The sequence below is a fragment of the Leisingera daeponensis DSM 23529 genome (assembly GCF_000473145.1).
GTDB lineage: Bacteria > Pseudomonadota > Alphaproteobacteria > Rhodobacterales > Rhodobacteraceae > Leisingera > Leisingera daeponensis.
Window position 1 is genome coordinate 720,063 of the sequence record NZ_KI421500.1, and the last position, 18,385, is coordinate 738,447.

Genomic DNA, 18,385 nt, shown 5'->3' on the forward strand with positions numbered 1-18,385 from the left:
GGTATGCTAGCCTGCAAAGCCGAAGGCGCGCAGGCCGTCGAGCACAAACTGCACTGACAGCGCCGCCAGCAGCATCCCCAGAAGGCGGGTCACGACGGTGATGCCGGTCTTGCCGAGCAGCCGCTCGAACAGGCCGGAAAACAGGCACATCACCAGAAGGATTGCCAGCACCGCCAGCACCGTGGCCATCACCATAGCAAAGCCGGTGAAGCCGGGCTGCTGGCCGGTCAGCAGGATCACCGTGGCAATCGAGCCGGGTCCGGCGATCAGCGGGATTGCCAGCGGGAAGACCGACGGGTCGTCAAACTCATCCTCTTCGCTGCGGTCCTCGCGCCGTTTGTTGCGGCGTTCAAACAGCATGTCCAGGGCCGTCAGGAACAACAGCACGCCGCCCGCGATGCGGAAGGCGGCCATGGAGATGCCGATGAAGCCAAGCACCGCCTCCCCCAGCGCGGCAAACAGCGCCAGCAGGACCGCTGCGGTCAGGGTGGCGCGGATCGCGATGGTGCGCCGCTGCGCGGTGGACATGCCCTGGGTCAGCGCGAGGAACACCGGCGTCAGGCCGATCGGGTCGACGATAACGAACAGGGTCACGAAAGCGGTAATCAGAAATGCGGTGTCGATCATTGCGCTTCGGCCTGCTCCAGTTTCTCCAGCGCGTCCATCCACAGGCCTTCGGCCCGCTCCAGCGCCTCGATGCATTCAGCGTGTTTCTTCTGCCAGACCGCCATATCCGCAGCCTTGCCTGGTTCGTACAGGGTTGGGTCGGCGAGCTTTTCATCAAGCTTTTCGCGCATTTCGCTGAGCTTTTCCACCCGCGCCTCGGACTTGCGCACGTCCGCCCGCAGCGCAATCAGCACATCGCGGGAGGCGCGCTTGGGCTTGGCGGGCTTTGGTGCACCGGTTTTGGACGCAGGCTTTTCCCGGGCCAGCAGCAACGCGCGATAGCTTTCCAGGTCGCCGTCAAAAGGGTTCACCGTGCCGTCCGAGACCAGCCACAGCCGATCCGCCACCAGGCTGAGCAGATGCATGTCATGGCTGACCAGGATCACGGCACCGGAATAAGCGGTGAGCGCCTCCACCAGCGCCTCGCGGCTTTCGATATCCAGGTGGTTGGTCGGCTCGTCGAGGATCAGCATATGCGGCGCGTCGATGGTGGCGATGAGCAGGCTGAGCCGCGCCTTCTGGCCGCCGGACAACCGCCCCACCTCGGTCTCCGCCTGTGCAGCGCCAAGTCCGAACCCAGCCAGCCGGGCGCGCCATTTCGCAGGCGCCTCCTCCGGACGCAGGCGGCGCAGATGGTCGATTGGGGTTTCATCGACATACAGCTCATCCACCTGATGCTGGGCGAAATAGCCGATGCGCAGCTTGGAGGAGCGGGTCATTTTGCCCGCCATCAGCGGCAGCCGGTCCGCCAGCAGTTTTGACAGTGTCGACTTGCCCTGGCCGTTCTTGCCCAACAGCGCGATGCGGTCGTCCTGGTCAATGCGCAGGTTCAGCCGCTTCAGCACTTCTGTCCCGCCATACCCGGTGACGCCGCCCTCGATCTGGATGATTGGCGGGGACATCTCCTCCGGCTCCGGGAAGGTGAAGGCACGCAGCGCGGCCTCCTGCGGGGTGGTGATCGGCTTCATCTTGGCGATCATTTTGAGCCGCGATTGGGCCTGCACCGCCTTCGATGCCTTATAGCGGAAGCGGTCGACGAAGCTTTGCAGATGAGCGCGGCGGGCCTCCTGTTTCTTGGCCTCGGCTTCGGCGACCGCCAGACGGGCCGCGCGGGTTTCGGCAAAGGTATCGTAGTTGCCCTGGTACAGCGTGAGCTTTTTATCTTCCAGATGCAGGATGGCGCCCACCGCCCGGTTCAGCAGTCCGCGGTCGTGGCTGACAATCAGAACGGTGTGCGGGTATTTCGCCAGGTAGCTTTCCAGCCACAGCGCGCCCTCGAGGTCGAGATAGTTGGTCGGCTCGTCCAAGAGCAGCAGATCGGGCTGGGCAAACAGCACCGCCGCCAGCGCCACCCGCATCCGCCAGCCGCCGGAGAAGTCGGAGCAGGGGCGTTTCTGGTCCGCGTCGTCGAAACCCAGGCCCTTGAGGATCGAGGCCGCGCGCGCCTCTGCCGACCAGGCGTCGATGTCGGACAAACGGGTCTGGATCTCGGCAATCCGCGCGGGGTCGCTGGCGCTGTCGGCCTCGGCCAGCAGAGCGGCGCGCTCGGTATCAGCGGCCAGCACCGTGTCGGTCAGCGACACGCCGGACGAGGGCACCTCCTGTGCGACACCGCCGATGCGGGCCTTGGAGGGCAGGGAGATACTGCCGCCCTCCAGCGCCAGCTCGCCCCGGATCAGCCGGAACAGCGTGGTCTTGCCGGTGCCGTTGCGCCCGACAAGGCCGACCTTATGCCCGGTAGGGATAGTGGCAGAGGCGCTGTCGATCAGCGGGCGGCCTTCGACCGAATAGGTGATGTCCTGAATGCGTAACATGAGCAGCGGTGTGGCGCAGGTGCCGGGGGCTGTCAATCGGCCTGCCGCGTTCCTCTTGCTGAAATTATCGCTGCCGGGGGCGCACGCGCCTGCGCGCGCTCTGAAAACGTCTTTCCAAGCGCCTCCAGCCATGTTACGCGGCGCGCGGAGTTTCCGGCCCGGGGATACGCCCTGCGGCCCATCAATCAGGAGAATGCCAAATGGCTCTGGAACGCACTTTCTCGATCATCAAGCCCGATGCAACCCGCCGCAACCTGACCGGCAAAATCAACGCCAAGTTTGAAGAAGCCGGCCTGCGCATCGTGGCGCAGAAGCGCATCCACATGACCAAGGAGCAGGCAGGCAAGTTCTACGAAGTGCACGCAGAGCGTCCGTTCTACGACGAACTGTGCGAATTCATGTCCTCCGCCCCGGTGGTTGTGCAGGTGCTGGAAGGCGAAAACGCCATTGCCAAGAACCGTGAAGTCATGGGCGCCACCAACCCGGCAGACGCGGCCGCCGGCACCATCCGCGCAGAGTTCGCTGAATCGGTTGGCGAAAACTCCGTGCACGGCTCCGACGCTCCGGAAACCGCAGCTGTGGAAATCGCCTACTTCTTCTCCGGCATCGAGCTGGTCGGCTGATCAACCGGTTCACCGGTCGAAATCTGAAGGGGCTGCAGCGTCACGCTTGCAGCCCCTTTTTCATGTTCATGGGTCGAGGAACCGGTTCAGCGGGTGCTGCCGTATGGCAGGCTGTTTCAGCTGCGGGCAGTGTCTGTTCCTGGCGTAAGACAGCGAGCGGCCGAACTCGCGGGGCGCGGTCAGTTTCGAGAACGCCCGCCGCCCCAGCCGCTTGGGCAGGGGCTCACCCTTTGAGGCGGTATCCTCCAGGTGGCGGCGCAGCAGCTCTGTGTTGCGGGTGTTGGATTTCCAGGCAATGTCGAACAGGTCACCCACCAGCGGCACGGAGCCGATGAGGGCGTCGATACCGGTGTTTGCCGCCATCCGGGCCAGCGTGCCGGCCGAGGCGCCCAGCTGGTAGCCCGAGTACAGGATGTAACCGGCGGGTGCCAGCGCCAGGGCGTCGCCGATGCCGGGCACAAGGCCCGCGATGCTGTCCCAGCCGACCCTCAGGCCAATGCCCGGAATACGGAATGCCCGGTCCATGCGCTGCGCCAGCCGCTCCAGCGATTGCAGCTTTTGCTCATGGTGTTGCGGCAGATCAGGCATGGCTCGGCGTCCTTGCGATGACCCATACCGCATGCACGATGCCGGGGATATAACCCAGAAGGGTCAGCAGAATATTCAGCCAGAAGTGCTTGCCGAGACCGACCTGGAGAAAAACGCCAAGCGGGGGCAGCAGTACTGCGAAAATGATGCGGATCAGGTCCATGCCGGTACTCCTTCTGTTGCACTCTTTCCTGCATGGTTAACGGCTGAACCCGGGAAAAAGTTGCATGAGGGGCCGCAACGGCGAACCGGTGCCGCCGCTTTGACCGCTGGCGCGGACGGGCGGCGGTGCCTACAGGGGCTTCAGATCGGCGGCCGCAACGCGCACGCCGATCGCGTCCAGCTCCGCCAGCAGTTTCGTGCTGTGCTGCGGCTGGGCGTCGGCCTTGATCGCGTCAAAGCGCTGGCGCAGCTCCTCCTTTTCCTTGCCCTTGCAGTCATTCCAGGGGCGCCCCTGCAGGGCCATCACCAGAACGTAATAGCCGATGAAATGCGGCCGGGTGCCGGTCTGCAGCAGCCGGGCATAGGCCGCGTCGGCGCCGATGGCGCGCAGGTCTTCGGCTGACGTGATCCCAGCCCGGTGGCAGGCTTCCTCATAGGCAGGGCCAAGGTTGCGGATGGAAGAAATAGCTGTGTTCATGATTTGTTTCTATCTCCTAAGGGTGCCGGTGTCACGCTGGAAACAGCGTGTTCGTTAACCGCGCAAGCGCAGCCTGACGCTGGGTCGCTTGCCGCACTGCCGGATTGACAGTCGCATATCCGCCGGGAAGCCTTGCGGGCAGGGCAACCGGAACCGGAGGGAGGGCGGCGATGCAGGAAAGCCAGCAAATATCTATCAATGCGGAGGGTTTTGATCTGGCGAACCCGCCAGACGGGTTTGCGGACGATCCGTTTCCCTTTTACGACGCCTTGCTGCGAGACGCTCCGGTTCTGCCGCAGCCGGACGGCTCGCTGCTGGTTTGCCGTCATGCCGACCTCGACCGGATTTACCGCGACACCACGTTGTTCTCCTCGGACAAGAAAAAGGTGTTTGCCCCGAAATACGGAGCAGGCTCGCCGCTGTTCGAGCACCACACAACTTCGCTGGTGTTTTCCGACCCGCCGCTGCACACGCGGGTGCGCAAGATCATGACCTCGGCGCTGACCCCGCGGGCGATTGCGCAGATGGAGCCGGGGCTGATTGCAACGGTGGATCATCTGCTGGACGCGATGGCGGACCGGGACGAGGTGGACCTGATCGAGGATTTCGCCGCGTCGATTCCGATCCAGATCATCGGCAACCTGCTGGATGTGCCGATGGCGGAGCGCGGACCGCTTCGCGACTGGTCGCTGGCCATCCTGGGCGCGCTGGAGCCTGTGCTGAGCGCCGAGCAGCTCGCCGCGGGACACCGGGCGGTTGAGGAGTTCAAGGCGTACCTAAGCGGCCTGATTGCCCGGCGCCGGGCGAGCCCCGGCGAACTTGAAACGGACGTGCTGACGCGGCTGATCCGCGGCGAGGGGGCCGAGGGCAGCCTGAGCGAGATCGAGCTGATCCAGAACTGCATCTTCATCCTGAACGCGGGCCATGAAACCACCACCAACCTGATCGGCAACGGGCTGGCGCTGCTGCACGACTACCCTGAGCAGAAGCGGCGGCTGCTGGAGGCGCCGGAGCTGATCAAACCCGCGATTGAGGAAATGCTGCGGTTCCGCTCTCCCAATCAGCTGGGCAACCGCGAGACCACCGCGGAGGTGGAGATCGGCGGCTGCCGGGTGCCTGCGGGCACCAATCTGCATCTGGTGATCGGCGCTGCCAACCGGGACCCTGAAGTGTTTGAGAACCCGGATGTTTTCGATATTTCCCGAAGCCCGAACCGGCATCTTGCCTTTGCCGGCGGCCCGCATGTCTGCGTCGGGCTGACGCTGGCGCGGCTGGAGGGGAGGATCGCAATCGAACGGTTCCTGCGCCGCTTTCCGGACTACCGCTTGCTTCCCGGTCGGGTGCCCGGCGGGCGGATCCGGTTCCGGGGCTATGCGGCGCTGCCTGCCAGATTGCGCTGACGAACCGGCCCGGGGCCGGGGGCTTCGGTCAGAACAGCCCGGCTTCCTTGGCGCAAAGCGCTGCCTGGGTGCGGTTCTTGGCGTCAAGCTTGCGGCACAAGGTGCGCACATGCAGCTTGATGGTCACTTCCTGCAGCTCCAGCTCCCGCGCGATTTCCTTGTTCGACAACCCCTTGGACAGGCCGTTCAGCACCTCCAGCTCCCGCGGGCTGAGCTTTTTGGCGAGGGGGTGGGTGCTGGCCGCGGCCTCCTCGCGCATCAGGTCGACCGGCACGTAGATTTCGCCAGCGCTCATGAAGCGCACCGCATTCAGCAGTGATTGCGCGCCCATCGTTTTGGGAATGAAGCCTATGGCGCCGGCATCCAGCGCCTCTTGCGCGGTGCGGGCGGGCGCGCTGCCGGACAGGATGGCCACGCCTTTGCCGCCATTGGCCGCCAGCGCCTTGGACAGCCCGTCGAGCCCCATCATTCCCGGCATATTGTAATCCAGCAGCACCAGATCAAATGGTCCCTCGCCGGAAATCTGCTCAATCGCGCCGGGCAGATCGGTGGCCAGTGCCACCTCAGCACCGCCCTCGGATCTGAGGTAGGCGGAGATCGTCTCCCGCACCATGTCGTGATCGTCTGCCAGCAATATTCGCATGATGCCCCTGGACCTGTTCTGAAACTCACGGTCCCAATCTACAGCCACAAGTGTTTCAAAATTGTCAACCGGGGATTGCGTACCCGTCTGGTAGTAGGACATCAGCTGCCGCTCCTGTGCATTTGCCGGAATATTATTGATAGTAAGCCGGCCCGGCGGCGGCTGGTAAGGCAACATTAGGGTGCTCGCGCTACGCTTGCGTCTGGGCACCCTATACGGAAGGTCAGGACCCTATCCTCTGGTGCCGGTTTCCGGGCCGCGCCGATGTGGCATGTTTCCGGGCAATGAGTTGCTGAACTGAGGAGAGCTGGAAATGAGAGGATTGATGTCCCGGGCCGCGGCGCTGGCTGCGATGGTGGTGATAACCTGCGCCGCCGCCGTTTTTGCGGGCGAAGAGCAGAAGGTGCTGCTGTCGGTGCGCATGGACGGCGCGGCTGAGCCTGCGGCGCAGTACACGATCGCGGATTTGCGCGCGCTCGATCCCGTCACCTTTGAGACGGAGACCATCTGGACCACAGGTCCGCAGCAGTTCACCGGCGTGCCGCTGGCCGTTCTGATCAAGAAGATGGGGGTCAGCGGCGGCCAGATGGTGGCACATGCGGTGAATAACTACTCGGTGGAAATCCCGGTGTCCGACGCGGTTGAAGGCGGGCCGATTGTCGCCTTTGAACGCAATGGTGCGGAAATGTCGCTGCGCAATAAGGGGCCGCTTTGGGTGGTCTACCCCTATGACAGCAACCCCGATTACCGCACGGAAGAGGTCTACTCGCGCAGCATCTGGCAGCTGGACCGCATCGTGATCCGGCCGTGACGGGCGGGCAGGGGGCCGGCAGCTGATGCTTCACGGGTTTCCATCGGTGCCGCGCTGGGTGCTGGCCCTGGTGCTGGCCGCCGCCGCCGTTCTGGCAGCGCAATCGGTGCGGCTGGGCCATCAGGTTCTGCAGGAGCTGAAAGAGCTGTCGACAGCGGCCACAGACAACATGCAATGGAACCTGTCCCAGGCCGAGGTGGAGCATCTGAAGCTGCAGACCGCGGTGCTGACGGCGCGCAAGGCTGAAGATCTGCCCCGGCTGCGGCGCCAGTTCGATATCTATTACAGCCGGATCGCGACCTTCCGCGAAAGCCCGCTGTTCGAGGACCTGCGCCGCAGCCAGGGCGGGGCGGGCCTGTTGCAGCAGATGCAGGGCCGTCTGGACCGGATGGCGGCCGTGGTGGACAGCGGCGATCAGGCGCTCTTGGGCGGTTTGCCGAAGCTGGCAGCAGAGCTGAACGCAAACAGCAAGGACGTGCGCGAGCTGGCGTTGTTCGGGGTTGTCCTGCAGGTGGACGATACCAAGGACAAGCGGCTGCAGCTTTTCACCATCCTCTACCGTCTGGGCTGGGTGGTCCTGGCGTTGGTGCTGGCGCTGGCGCTGGCGGCGCTGCTGCTTGGGCGGCTGTACCGCAAGGGGCGTGAGATGGCGATCGAGCGCAGCCGGGCTGCGGCGCGGATGGAGGCGATGATTGCGTCCTCGCTGGACGCGATCCTGGTGGTCGGCGCCGACGGGCGGATCCAGGCCTTTAATGGTGCGGCGGAATCGGTCTTTGGCTACAGCCGCGAGGAGGCGGTCGGCCAGCCGATGGTTAACCTGATCGTGCCGGACCACCTGCAGGAGGCGCATAAGGCCGGCATGAAGCGCTTTTTGCGAACCGGTGAGACGCGGGTTGCAGGCAAGGGGCGGCTGCAGCTGGAGGCGCGGCGCAAATCCGGGGAGCTGTTCCCGGTGGAGCTCTCCGTTTCGGTCAGCCAGTCAGGCTCCGAAATGGTATTTGTCAGCTTCCTGCGCGACATATCGGAGCGGATCGAGGTGGAAGAGGAGCTGCGGCGGGCCCGGGATGACGCCTTGGCGGGCGAGCGGGCCAAGCACAACCTCTTGACGGTCATGAGCCATGAGATGCGCACGCCGCTGACCGGGGTGCTGGGCGCCATCGACCTGATTGAGGGCACCGGGCTGACACAGGAGCAGCGCCGCTATCTGCGGGCCATGCGGGTTTCGGGCGAATTGCTGCTGCATCATGTCAATGACGTGCTGGAATTGTCGCGGCTGGAGTCCGGAGCCGATTCTGAAAAACTGCGGATATTCGATCTGGATGAGCTGGTGAGCGGCCTGGTCGAGAGCCAGCAGGCCAGCGCCAAGGGCCAGGGAATCGACCTGTCGCTGCATTGCAGCCTGGGTGGACAACCGGTGGTCGCCGGCCGCCCCCGCGCCGTCCAGCAGGTGCTGTTGAACCTGATCGGCAACGCCCTGAAATTCACCAGAGAGGGGGCCGTCAGCGTTGACGTGATGCGTCTGTCCGACGGTGAAACGGTGGAATTCAGCGTAGCGGACACTGGCCAGGGCATTGCGCCGGAGGATCTGGACCGGATCTTTGAGGACTTTATCACGCTGGACGCCAGCTATGGCCGCGGCAGCGAGGGCACCGGTCTGGGGCTGGCGATCACCAAGCGCCTGGTGGAGGCGATGGGCGGCACCATCACCTGCGAGAGCGAGCCGGGCGAAGGCAGCCTGTTCACCATTTCGCTGGCGCTGCCCCCCGCCAAGGCGCCGCCGCGGCAGGCCGAACAGGACAAGCCGCGCAACAAGGGCGCCTGCCGCCTGCTGATCGCGGAAGACAATGACATCAACCGCGAGCTGCTGGCCACGCTGCTGAGCCAGGAGGGCCATCAGGTCACTGCCGTGCCGGGCGGTGCCGAGGCGGTGGAGGCGGCCGAAGCGGGGCGCTTCGATCTGATTCTGATGGATATCAGCATGCCGGAGGTGGACGGAATTGAGGCGCTGCGCCGGATCCGCGCCGGGCAGTTTGCCGAAGGGACCGATATCGTCGCGCTGACGGCCCATGCTGCGGCCGAGGATCACGCCCGCATTCTGGAGGCCGGGTTTGCCGAAGTGCTGACCAAACCGGTCAACAAGGCGGAGCTTGCCGATGTGATTGCGCGCCGGGCTGGAGGCGGGGTCAAGGCGCTGCCCAGAACCGAGTCCGACATCCACCAGTTCTTCGAGGCTCTGGGGGCGGAGCGGGCGCGCAGTTTCCTGGTGTCGTTCTGCGAGGAGGTGACCCGGTTGCAGGGCGCGCTGCAGACCTCCGCGGCGCTGGAGGACCCGCAGCGCAAGGAGGCGCACAGGCTGGCAGGATCGGCTGCGGTGCTGGGGCTGTCGGATCTGCGCCGCGCAATGCTGGCCATCGAAAAGGCAGAGCTGGGAGAGGACCCGCCGCTGGCACCGTTTCAGCAGGCCTGGGCCAGCGCCGAAATGATCCTGGCGCCGCATCTGGTCTCCTGAAGGCAGGACGGCAAAGCTTGGCGGGGCGTTGGTGTGCGGTGCCGGGGGCAGGCAAGGCTGAGCAGTTGAACCAAACCAAAAGGGGTCAAAGCATTTCTGCTTTGACCCCTGTAAATCTGGCTCCGGCGGTAGGGATCGAACCTACGACCAATTGATTAACAGTCAACTGCTCTACCGCTGAGCTACGCCGGAATGTGAGGCGTCGTATAAGAGTTCCAACCTGGGGCGTCCAGAGGAAAATTTGCTTTTGGGGCGATTTTTTTGTGCCCGCTTTCCGGCAGGGTGTGCAGGCTGTCGAGAGGCGGAAATCCAGGCGCTTCGGGGCTGTGGAAAGGGCTGGTGCGGCGGCAGCGCTGGCGGTTGCACCCTGCGGAGGGCCGGCCGTGGCGGGCCGGAAAACTCTGGAAGCACGCACAGGCAAAAACCGGCACTGCACAGCCTAAGGGCCTGTTTTCAGGTGGTTTTGAAAATGGCTCCGGCGGTAGGGATCGAACCTACGACCAATTGATTAACAGTCAACTGCTCTACCGCTGAGCTACGCCGGAACGGTCCGTGCCGTATAGCGTTCCCCGGATAGGGCGTCCAGAGGCCGGAGGGATTTTTTTGAAAAAAAATCAGCCGCCGCACCGCGCGAAGACAGCTGCGGCGGACAGGGTTTCCTGCGGTGCCGCCAGGCCGCGGCCGCTGAGGTCCACGAGATGGGCAAAGACGTTGCGCTCCGCCGCCTTCAGCAGGGCAGGCGGGGTTTCGGTGTAGATCTGCTCCGCCAGGGCGCGGGCGGTGGCGGGGGCTTGCCCCAGCGCCTGCAAAATCGCGGCCTCGCGCGATTGACGGTGCGCAATCAGCCAGTCGAGCCGCCCGGCGGGGTCCGTGACCGGCGCGCCGTGGCCGGGATGGAACACCCGCCAGCTGCGCTGGCGCAGGCGGCGGCAGGAGGCCATGAAATCGGTGAGATCGCCATCCGGCGGCGATACCAGCGAACTGGCCCAGCCCATCACGTGATCCGCGGTGAAGCAGGTGTCATTCCAGGCCAGCGCGATATGGTTGCCTAGATGGCCTGGCGTGTGAATCACCTCCAGGTCCCAGCCATCACCGCCGATCACGTCGCTGTCGCGGACGGTGATGTCCGGGGCAAACCCTGTGTCGATGCCTTCACCGCCTTCGGCCAGCCCGCTGGCGGCCAGCTCGGACATGACGGCGCTGCGGCCCGCGCCCGCGCCGCCAAAGGCATAGACCGGCGCGCCGGTGGCCTGGCTCAGTCCGCGCGCCAGCGGCGAGTGATCCAGATGGCTGTGGGTCACGATAATATGGGTGATCCGCTGACCGGGCTGGACGGCGGCGAGAATCGCGTCCAGATGTGGCGCAGAGTCCGGCCCCGGGTCTATGACTGCCAGGCCGCTGCTGCCGATCAGATAGGTGTTGGTGCCGCGAAAGGTCATCGGAGACGGATTCGGGGCCAGGATGCGGCGCAGGCCGGGGTCCAGCTCAACGGCGAGGCCGGGCTGCGGATTAAAGTCGTCTGCTGCATTCATGGTCTTGCACCGCTGTTGATTTCCTGCACTGATGCGCCGCCGGACGTCTTTTCTCTTTTCCTGGCGCCCTATAGGCTTAGCCCATGTCCTTCAATTGGCTCAAACGTTATATGCCGCGCAGCCTTTACGCCCGGGCGGCCCTGATCCTGGTGGTGCCGATCGTGGCGCTGCAGATCGTGGTCTCGGTTGTGTTCATCAAGCGGGATCTGGAGGATGTGACCGTGCAGATGACCGCCACCATCCAGCGCGAGCTGGAACTGCTGCGGCAGGTGGCGGAAGCGGCGCCGGATCAGGAGACGGCGCTGGCACAGATGGCGCCGCTGCTGCAGCCGCTGAACATGCAGGCGCGGTATCTGGCGCCCGGGGCGCCGCTGCCAAAGGACCAGTTTGGCCTGATCGAGTTTTCCGGCCGGGTGGTGCGCGACGAACTGGAGAAAACCTTCCCGGGTTTCCTGGCAGCACGGTTTCCGGCCGACCGCAGGGCGCTGGTCTATTTCGGCACTGCGCACGGGCTGGTCGAGCTGAGCTTTGACCGCCGCCGCCTGACCGCCGCGGCACCGCATCAGCTGATTGTCACCATGCTGCTGTTTGGCTTCCTGATGATGATGATCTCCTTTCTGTACATGCGCAACCAGCTGCGCCCGATCAAGCGGCTGGCCGATGCGGCGGAGGCCTTTGGCCGCGGGCGGGTGGTGCCTTACTCGCCCAGCGGAGCCACCGAGGTGCGCGCGGCCGGCAGCGCGTTTCTGGATATGCGGGGACGGATCGAGCGGCAGATCGAACAGCGCACACTGATGCTGTCCGGCGTGAGCCATGACCTGCGCACGCCGCTGACGCGGATGAAGCTGGAGCTGGCGATGCTGGACGAGGAAGACGCCGCGCCGATGCTGCGCGACGTCGACGAAATGCAGGCGCTGCTGGATGCGTTTCTGGATTTTTCCCGCGGTGCCGCGGTGAGCGAGCCGGAACCGGTGGACCCCCACGAATTGGTCCGCATCATCATCGCCGACTGGCAGCGTCAGGAAAACCAGGTCTCCCTGGGCGAGATGAGCGGAGCAGGCGAAGTGATGCTGCGCCGCCAGCCGGTGCGCCGGGCGGTCGAAAACCTGATTTCCAATGCCGTGCGCTATGGCACAAGGGCGCGGGTTTCGGTGGCGCTGACGGAGCGGTCCCTGCGCATCCGGGTTGAAGACGACGGTCCTGGCATCCCGCCGGAGCAGCGCGGCGATGCGATCCGGCCCTTTACCCGGCTGGATCCGGCCCGCAATCAGAACCGCGGCTCCGGTGTCGGCCTTGGTCTGGCCATCGTGGCGGACACTGCGCGCGCCCATGGCGGCACGCTGCGGCTGGGGGAAAGCCCAGACTTGGGCGGCTTGCAGGCCGATATCGTTATCGCGCGCTGATCCGGCGGCCAGGGTATTGCCCTGTTGCCGGGATCCCTTGTGCCCCGGGACTGCCGGTCCTGACGCAATTCGGTGCCGAAAGATCTGCCGTTTTCAGACCGGCCCGGTCACCAGCTGCCGCAGCGGTCTGGAACGCCCGGCCGCGCATCGCACAGCTATCAAACCGCGCTGGCGGGCGGCATCTGCGGCAGCGGGGGGCTTGGGGCCAGTGAGCGGAGATTGCAGGCCGCGTCCGGTGCTGTGGCGGAAGAATTGGTAGGCCCGGCAGGATTCGAACCTGCAACCAAAGCGTTATGAGCGCTCTGCTCTAACCGTTGAGCTACAGGCCCGCCACAGTTTCGTGGTTAGGAAATGGGATGGGAGAGGTCAAGCGGTGATTGCTCGGGCACCCGGTGTTTTTGCAGGACGGTCCCGACGCAGGGCCTCAAGCCGGGCGACGGTGTTTTCGATGGTCAGATCCCGGCGGCGGTCCGGGGTGTGCCGGGACGGGTAGACGGCAAAAACCTCCTTCAGCGGCGCGTCATAGCCGGGCAGCACCTGCTCATATTCGCCAGAAGCCAGCTGGGCTTCGGCCATGAAACGCGGCACACGGGTATAGCCGGAGCCCGAGCTGACCGCCCGCATGATCAGGTCAGGATCATCTGCGGTAAAGCCGACCCGCACCGGGGCCGGGTATTCACGGCCATCGCGGCGCAGAGGAATAAACCCTTTGGTCTGATCCTCGTGGTGCTGGATAAACTTGAGGCGCTGCAGCTCCTCGGGTTTTTGCGGCCGGCCTTCGCGGTTCAGATATTCCGGGGTGGCGATGAGCACGGTTTCCATGACCGAGATTTTGCGGCCAAAACCATCGGTATCCCCCAACTGGCCGGTGCGGATGGCCAGATCATACCCCTCGCGCACCACGTCGACCAGCCGGTCTTCCAGCCGCATCACGATATTGAGGTCGGGATTTTCCCGGTCCATGTCCATCAGCATCGGGCCGATCACGCTGCGGCCCAGAAAGGAATTTACGCTGATGCGGAACGTGCCGGATACGCTGCCCTCCAGCGCGTCCAGTTCGGCTATCATCCTGTTGTAGCCTGTCAGCAGCAGCTGGGCATGGCTGTAAATCATGTCGCCCGCGCGGGTGGCGTGGATGCCCTTGGCGGTGCGGTGCAGCAGCTGCTGCCCGATCAGGCTTTCCAGCTGCTTGATCTGCTGGCTTACGGCGGATTGGGTGATGCCGCGGCGCTGGGCTGCCTTGTTCAGGCTGCCTTCGTCCAGGGCGATCGCAAAGGTTTCTAACAGGGTCAATCGGTCCATCGTTTACCTATAAGCAATAGTGATAACAGGTATTGCTGCTGCTGGGCTGCAAGTGCCGGAGAAGCCGGATTATCTGCGGTTTGCAGGGAAATTCTTCCCAGCGCATATCGGAGTTTCTTATGACAATCAATCGCAGAGCATTTCTGAACGGCCTGGCAGCAGTCCCGGCCGCTGCACTGGCAGCGGGGAGCCCCGGGCACGCCGCCGCCCTTGCAGAAGGTGGCGCGGCGGTCTTGCCTGCCATCCACCGCTTCAACCTTGGCGACGCCAGAATCACGGTGCTGCTGGACGGGCATATCCCTCTCGGAACGCAGCTGTTCAATGGCTATGACGCGGACAGCGCAGGGGCGGTGCTGGCTGGCGGGCTGCACCGGTTGCAAAATGGGGCGTTGCAGGTCCCGGTCAACGGTTATCTGGTTGAACGCGGGGGGCGGAGAACCCTGATTGATACCGGGACGGCGCAGCTTATGGGGCCGGGACTGGGGGCGCTGGGCGCCGGCCTGGCTGCGGCGGGCGCGGCGCCGGAGAGCATTGATACCGTTCTTCTGACCCATATGCACCCCGATCATTCCGGCGGGCTCGCCGCAGAGGACGGCACAGCGGTCTTCTCTAGCGCTGAACTGGTGGTGGCGCAGCGGGAATGGGATTTCTGGCATGATGACGCCATCATGGCCGGCGTGCCGGAAGGCAGCCGCGGGTTCTTTGAGATGGCCCGCCGCTCAGTTGCGCCTTATGCGGGCCGGCTGAAGCTGCTGCGGGGCGAGGGCGAAGCCGCCCCCGGCTTCACCGCGCTGGAATTGCCAGGCCACACGCCGGGCCATACAGGTTTCATGCTGGATGCAGACAGCGAGGGGCTGTTGTTCTGGGGTGACATCATCCACAGCACAGCGTTGCAGTTTGCGCTGCCGGAATGGACCATCGCCTTTGACACAGATCCGGCGCAAACGGTGGAGACCCGGCGGCGGATGCTGGACCGTGCCGCCGCAGATAATCTTCTGGTCACCGGCGCGCATATCGACTTCCCGGCTCTGGGCCGGGTGCTGCGTCACGGCGATGCCTTTGCCTATCAGGCGGCACCCTGGCAATTCGGCCTTTGAGACAGCAAAAAGATGCACCGCCCCTCTTAATCGGGGGGCGGTGCAATCGCTTGTTTCCTTCTGTTCCGCCTTGCGCTAAAGGCTGCCGCAACGTGTTGGAAGGAGCCAAATGATGACCAGCGGCAAGAACGGCCTGACCTATGCAGACGCAGGTGTGGACATTGATGCGGGCAACGCCCTGGTCGACCGGATCAAGCCGGCCGCCAAGCGCACCAACCGCCCCGGCGTGGCCAGCGGGCTGGGCGGGTTTGGCGCGCTGTTCGATCTGAAAGCCGCGGGTTACAGCGATCCGATCCTGGTCGGTGCCACCGATGGTGTCGGCACCAAACTGCGGATCGCGATCGACACCGGCGTGGTGGATGGCGTTGGCATCGATCTGGTGGCGATGTGCGTCAACGACCTGGTGTGCCAGGGCGCTGAGCCGCTGTTCTTCCTCGACTATTTCGCGACCGGCAAGCTGGAAACCGACACCGCTGCCCGTATCATCGAGGGCATTGCCGAGGGCTGCGTGCGTTCCGGCTGCGCGCTGATCGGCGGTGAAACGGCAGAAATGCCGGGCATGTACCCCGAAGGCGATTTTGACCTTGCGGGCTTTGCCGTGGGCGCCATGGAACGCGGCTCTGCGCTGCCCGAAGGCGTGGTCGAGGGCGACGTTCTGCTGGGGCTGGCGTCGGACGGCGTGCATTCCAACGGCTATTCCCTGGTGCGCAAGCTGGTCGAGATCTCCGGCCTGGGCTGGGATGCGGACTGCCCGTTTGGCGAAGGCACCCTGGGCGCGGCGCTGCTGACCCCGACGCGCCTGTATGTCAAGCAGTGCCTGGCGGCGGTGCGGGCAGGGGGCGTGCATGCGCTGGCTCATATCACCGGCGGCGGCCTGACCGAGAATCTGCCGCGCGTGCTGCCCGAGGATCTGGGCGCAGACATCGACCTGAACGCCTGGGAGCTGCCGCCTGTGTTCAAATGGATGGCAGAGACCGGCGGCATCGCCGAAGCGGAAATGCTCAAGACCTTCAACTGCGGCATTGGCATGATCCTGTCGGTGGCGGCGGACCGCGCCGATGAGCTGGTAAAGGTGCTGGAATCCGAAGGCGAGACCGTGACCCGTGTGGGCACCGTCACCAAAGGCGCCGGCATGCGCTATTCGGGCAAGCTGCTGTGAGTCACAAGAAGGTCGCGATCCTGATATCCGGCGGCGGCTCCAACATGGTGTCGCTGCTGGAGAGCATGACCGGCGGCCATCCGGCGCGGCCCTGTCTGGTGCTGTCCAACAACGCGGGTGCCGGCGGGCTGGCCAAGGCTGCTGCCACAGGCGTGGCAACTGCCGTGGTGGACCACCGCCCTTTTCTGGGCGACCGGGCGGCATTTGAGGCTGAGCTGGTGAAACCCATTTTCGAGGCCGGCGCGGATATTGTCTGTCTGGCCGGCTTCATGCGGGTTCTGACCGCCGGGTTTGTGTCGCAGTTCGAAGGCCGGATGCTGAACATTCACCCCTCGCTGCTGCCGAAGTACAAAGGCCTGCACACTCACGCCCGCGCGCTTGAGGCTGGCGATACGGAACATGGCTGCACCGTGCATGAGGTGACGCCGCGCCTGGACGACGGCCCGGTGCTGGGCCAGGCCCGGGTGCCGGTTCTGCCCGGCGACACGCCGGAAACGCTGGCTGCGCGGGTGCTGGTGCAGGAGCACAAACTGTACCCGGCTGTGCTGCGCCGCTTTGCCGCTGGCGACAAAACCCCGGTCCAGCTTCCCTAGCGCCTTTCCTGCACGGCAGCGCTGTTGCCGTGCCAATCCAGCAGATCCTGCTGCGGGTCCGGGGCCAGAAGCGCGGGCAGGCCTAGCAGCAATAGCAAAGCAGCAGCAGCCAGCAGCGGAATCATCCCGCGGTACGGCGCAGCTGCTGCAGTTTTTGCGGCGGAAAAGTCGAGTGCAGTCATCGTTCAATCTCCTGTTTGCGATGCACACCTAATCTAGGGGCCGCTCTTGCATCAGGAAAATGAATATTTGACGACAGTATTATCACAAACAATGAATTCCGGGGCGCATGTGCGCCGGTTGCTGTGCTGCTTGCAGCACAAATCCACGGCGGCAGCGGCACCTGTTTGCATTGCCCGGAACAAGCGCGTATCACGGCCCGGCCCACGTGAGATTGAAAAGCGGTAATTGATGAAAACCCTGACCACGACCGAAGAACTGCAGGCCTTCTGCGATGCCGCCGCACAGCATCCCTATGTCACGGTGGATACCGAATTTCTGCGCGAGCGGACCTATTATTCCAAGCTATGCCTGATTCAGCTGGCCTTTAGCGGCAATGGCGAAGATGACGCGGTTCTGGTTGATCCGCTGGCCGATGGCATCTCGCTGGAGCCGCTTTATGCGCTGTTTCGCGACGAAAACGTTGTCAAAGTGTTCCATGCCGCGCGTCAGGATCTGGAGATCTTCTGGGTCGATGCGGGCGTCTTTCCCAAACCGTTGTTTGATACTCAGGTTGCGGCGATGGTCTGCGGTTTTGGAGAGCAGGCGGGGTATGAAACCCTGGTGCGCAAGATCGTCAAGCAGGGGCTGGACAAGACCTCGCGCTTTACCGACTGGTCGCGCCGCCCGCTGAGCGAGGCGCAGAAGACATACGCGCTGGCGGATGTGACCCATCTGCGCAAGATCTACGAATTCCTGGCGGCCGAACTGGAAAAGAGCGGCCGGTCCCACTGGGTGGCGGAAGAGCTGCAAGTGCTGACCGATCCGGCAACTTATGACATCCAGCCGCAGGAGGCCTGGCAGCGGGTCAAGACCCGCACCAACTCGGGCAAGTTCCTGGCTGTGGTGCGCGAACTGGCGGCGTTCCGCGAGGTTTACGCGCAGAGCAACAACGTGCCGCGCAACCGCGTGTTCAAGGATGACGCGCTGGTGGAGCTGGCCTCGACCAAGCCGCGCACCGCGGCAGAACTGGGCGGCTCCCGCTTGCTGCTGCGTGAAGCCCGCAAAGGCGCGATTGCCGAGGGCATCCTGGAGGCCGTGGCCAAGGGCATCAGCTGCCCGCCGGAAAAGTTTCCGCGCCTGGACCGCAGCAAGGAAAAGCTGCAAGTGAACCCGGCGCTGGCAGACCTGCTTCGGGTGCTCCTGAAGGCCAAGACCGAGGCCGAGGGCGTTGCGGCAAAGCTGATCGCGCCGAGCGCCGATCTGGATGCCATCGCTGCGGGCCTGCGGGATGTGCCGGCCCTCAGCGGCTGGCGCCGCGAGGTGTTCGGTGCCGACGCGCTGCGGCTTTGCGAGGGCAAGATCGGCCTTGCCGCCAACGGCCAGGCGGTACAGGTGGTGGAGCTTTAAAGAGCTGTCACCTGCAACAAAAAACGCCCGCAAACG

At 64.5% G+C, this 18,385-nt stretch carries 18 protein-coding genes and 3 tRNA genes; 9 read left to right on the top strand and 12 right to left on the bottom strand.

The features are described 5' to 3' along the window. Positions 1-6: 6 nt before the first annotated feature. Entirely contained in the window at positions 7-627 is a 621-nt protein-coding gene (locus DAEP_RS0103915; protein WP_008556478.1) for a MarC family protein, read from the bottom strand. Then, on the bottom strand, positions 624-2,480 hold the full coding sequence (locus DAEP_RS0103920) for an ABC-F family ATP-binding cassette domain-containing protein (RefSeq protein WP_027243752.1): 1,857 nt from the start codon (positions 2,478-2,480) through the stop codon (positions 624-626). Before DAEP_RS0103920 ends, DAEP_RS0103915 begins: the two co-directional genes overlap by 4 nt. A gap of 200 nt (positions 2,481-2,680) precedes the next feature. Here DAEP_RS0103920 and ndk point away from each other — a divergent pair, with 200 nt between their 5' ends. Then, entirely contained in the window at positions 2,681-3,103 is a 423-nt protein-coding gene (gene ndk, locus DAEP_RS0103925) for a nucleoside-diphosphate kinase (RefSeq protein WP_008556653.1), read from the top strand. Positions 3,104-3,169: 66 nt separating this feature from the next. Here the strand turns inward: ndk and DAEP_RS0103930 are convergent, their stop codons facing one another. The 3 genes from DAEP_RS0103930 to DAEP_RS0103940 form a co-directional block, all read right to left on the bottom strand. Further along, on the bottom strand, positions 3,170-3,691 hold the full coding sequence (locus DAEP_RS0103930; protein WP_027243753.1) for a DUF4112 domain-containing protein: 522 nt from the start codon (positions 3,689-3,691) through the stop codon (positions 3,170-3,172). Further along, the gene (locus tag DAEP_RS23505; RefSeq protein ID WP_008553983.1) at positions 3,684-3,854 is read right to left on the bottom strand and encodes a YqaE/Pmp3 family membrane protein; all 171 of its coding nucleotides are present in this window, start codon (positions 3,852-3,854) and stop codon (positions 3,684-3,686) included. Before DAEP_RS23505 ends, DAEP_RS0103930 begins: the two co-directional genes overlap by 8 nt. Before the next feature lie 129 nt (positions 3,855-3,983). Then, positions 3,984-4,331: a TfoX/Sxy family protein gene (locus tag DAEP_RS0103940; RefSeq protein WP_027243754.1), complete on the bottom strand. Its 348-nt coding sequence runs from the start codon at positions 4,329-4,331 to the stop codon at positions 3,984-3,986. Positions 4,332-4,501: 170 nt separating this feature from the next. Between DAEP_RS0103940 and DAEP_RS0103945 the strand changes: the two genes are divergently transcribed. Continuing rightward, complete coding sequence (locus tag DAEP_RS0103945) at positions 4,502-5,731, top strand: cytochrome P450 (protein ID WP_027243755.1); 1,230 nt, start codon at positions 4,502-4,504, stop codon at positions 5,729-5,731. A 28-nt stretch (positions 5,732-5,759) separates the two neighbouring features. Here the strand turns inward: DAEP_RS0103945 and DAEP_RS0103950 are convergent, their stop codons facing one another. Next, positions 5,760-6,374, bottom strand: coding sequence for a response regulator (locus DAEP_RS0103950; protein ID WP_027243756.1), 615 nt, complete (start codon positions 6,372-6,374; stop codon positions 5,760-5,762). 322 nt (positions 6,375-6,696) lie between these two features. Here DAEP_RS0103950 and DAEP_RS0103955 point away from each other — a divergent pair, with 322 nt between their 5' ends. Then, positions 6,697-7,185, top strand: coding sequence for a putative pterin-binding protein (locus DAEP_RS0103955; RefSeq protein WP_154665101.1), 489 nt, complete (start codon positions 6,697-6,699; stop codon positions 7,183-7,185). A 25-nt stretch (positions 7,186-7,210) separates the two neighbouring features. Beyond that, positions 7,211-9,694 carry a PAS domain-containing hybrid sensor histidine kinase/response regulator gene (locus tag DAEP_RS0103960; protein WP_027243758.1) on the top strand — a complete coding sequence of 828 codons (2,484 nt, stop codon included), beginning with the start codon at positions 7,211-7,213 and terminating at the stop codon, positions 9,692-9,694. Positions 9,695-9,811: 117 nt separating this feature from the next. Here DAEP_RS0103960 and DAEP_RS0103965 read toward each other — a convergent pair. From DAEP_RS0103965 to DAEP_RS0103975, 3 genes are all read right to left on the bottom strand, one after another. Then, a tRNA-Asn gene (locus DAEP_RS0103965) sits at positions 9,812-9,886 on the bottom strand. A gap of 278 nt (positions 9,887-10,164) precedes the next feature. Next, positions 10,165-10,239 (bottom strand) — tRNA-Asn (locus tag DAEP_RS0103970). A 69-nt stretch (positions 10,240-10,308) separates the two neighbouring features. Next, a complete protein-coding gene (locus DAEP_RS0103975) occupies positions 10,309-11,226 on the bottom strand; it encodes an MBL fold metallo-hydrolase (RefSeq protein WP_027243759.1) in 918 nt (305 codons plus the stop codon). Positions 11,227-11,309: 83 nt separating this feature from the next. Between DAEP_RS0103975 and DAEP_RS0103980 the strand changes: the two genes are divergently transcribed. Continuing rightward, positions 11,310-12,629, top strand: coding sequence for an ATP-binding protein (locus DAEP_RS0103980; RefSeq protein WP_027243760.1), 1,320 nt, complete (start codon positions 11,310-11,312; stop codon positions 12,627-12,629). 253 nt (positions 12,630-12,882) lie between these two features. Here the strand turns inward: DAEP_RS0103980 and DAEP_RS0103985 are convergent. Continuing rightward, positions 12,883-12,958, bottom strand: a tRNA-Ile gene (locus DAEP_RS0103985). 37 nt (positions 12,959-12,995) lie between these two features. Further along, entirely contained in the window at positions 12,996-13,931 is a 936-nt protein-coding gene (locus DAEP_RS0103990; protein ID WP_027243761.1) for a LysR family transcriptional regulator, read from the bottom strand. A gap of 233 nt (positions 13,932-14,164) precedes the next feature. Between DAEP_RS0103990 and DAEP_RS0103995 the strand changes: the two genes are divergently transcribed. From DAEP_RS0103995 to purN, 3 genes are all read left to right on the top strand, one after another. Beyond that, a complete protein-coding gene (locus DAEP_RS0103995) occupies positions 14,165-15,028 on the top strand; it encodes an MBL fold metallo-hydrolase (protein ID WP_425411762.1) in 864 nt (287 codons plus the stop codon). A 112-nt stretch (positions 15,029-15,140) separates the two neighbouring features. After that, positions 15,141-16,187 (top strand): phosphoribosylformylglycinamidine cyclo-ligase, encoded by a 1,047-nt coding sequence (gene purM / locus DAEP_RS0104000; protein WP_027243763.1) that lies wholly within the window; start codon positions 15,141-15,143, stop codon positions 16,185-16,187. Next, the gene (purN, locus tag DAEP_RS0104005) at positions 16,184-16,780 is read left to right on the top strand and encodes a phosphoribosylglycinamide formyltransferase (protein ID WP_027243764.1); all 597 of its coding nucleotides are present in this window, start codon (positions 16,184-16,186) and stop codon (positions 16,778-16,780) included. Before purM ends, purN begins: the two co-directional genes overlap by 4 nt. On the opposite strand, the gene DAEP_RS23900 is transcribed toward purN, so the two are convergent. Then, entirely contained in the window at positions 16,777-16,962 is a 186-nt protein-coding gene (locus DAEP_RS23900; protein WP_154665025.1) for a hypothetical protein, read from the bottom strand. The two genes, purN and DAEP_RS23900, sit on opposite strands and share 4 nt — an antisense overlap. Positions 16,963-17,191: 229 nt before the next feature. Here DAEP_RS23900 and rnd point away from each other — a divergent pair, with 229 nt between their 5' ends. Next, the gene (gene rnd / locus DAEP_RS0104015) at positions 17,192-18,349 is read left to right on the top strand and encodes a ribonuclease D (RefSeq protein WP_008556547.1); all 1,158 of its coding nucleotides are present in this window, start codon (positions 17,192-17,194) and stop codon (positions 18,347-18,349) included. The last annotated feature ends 36 nt before the right edge of the window (positions 18,350-18,385 follow it).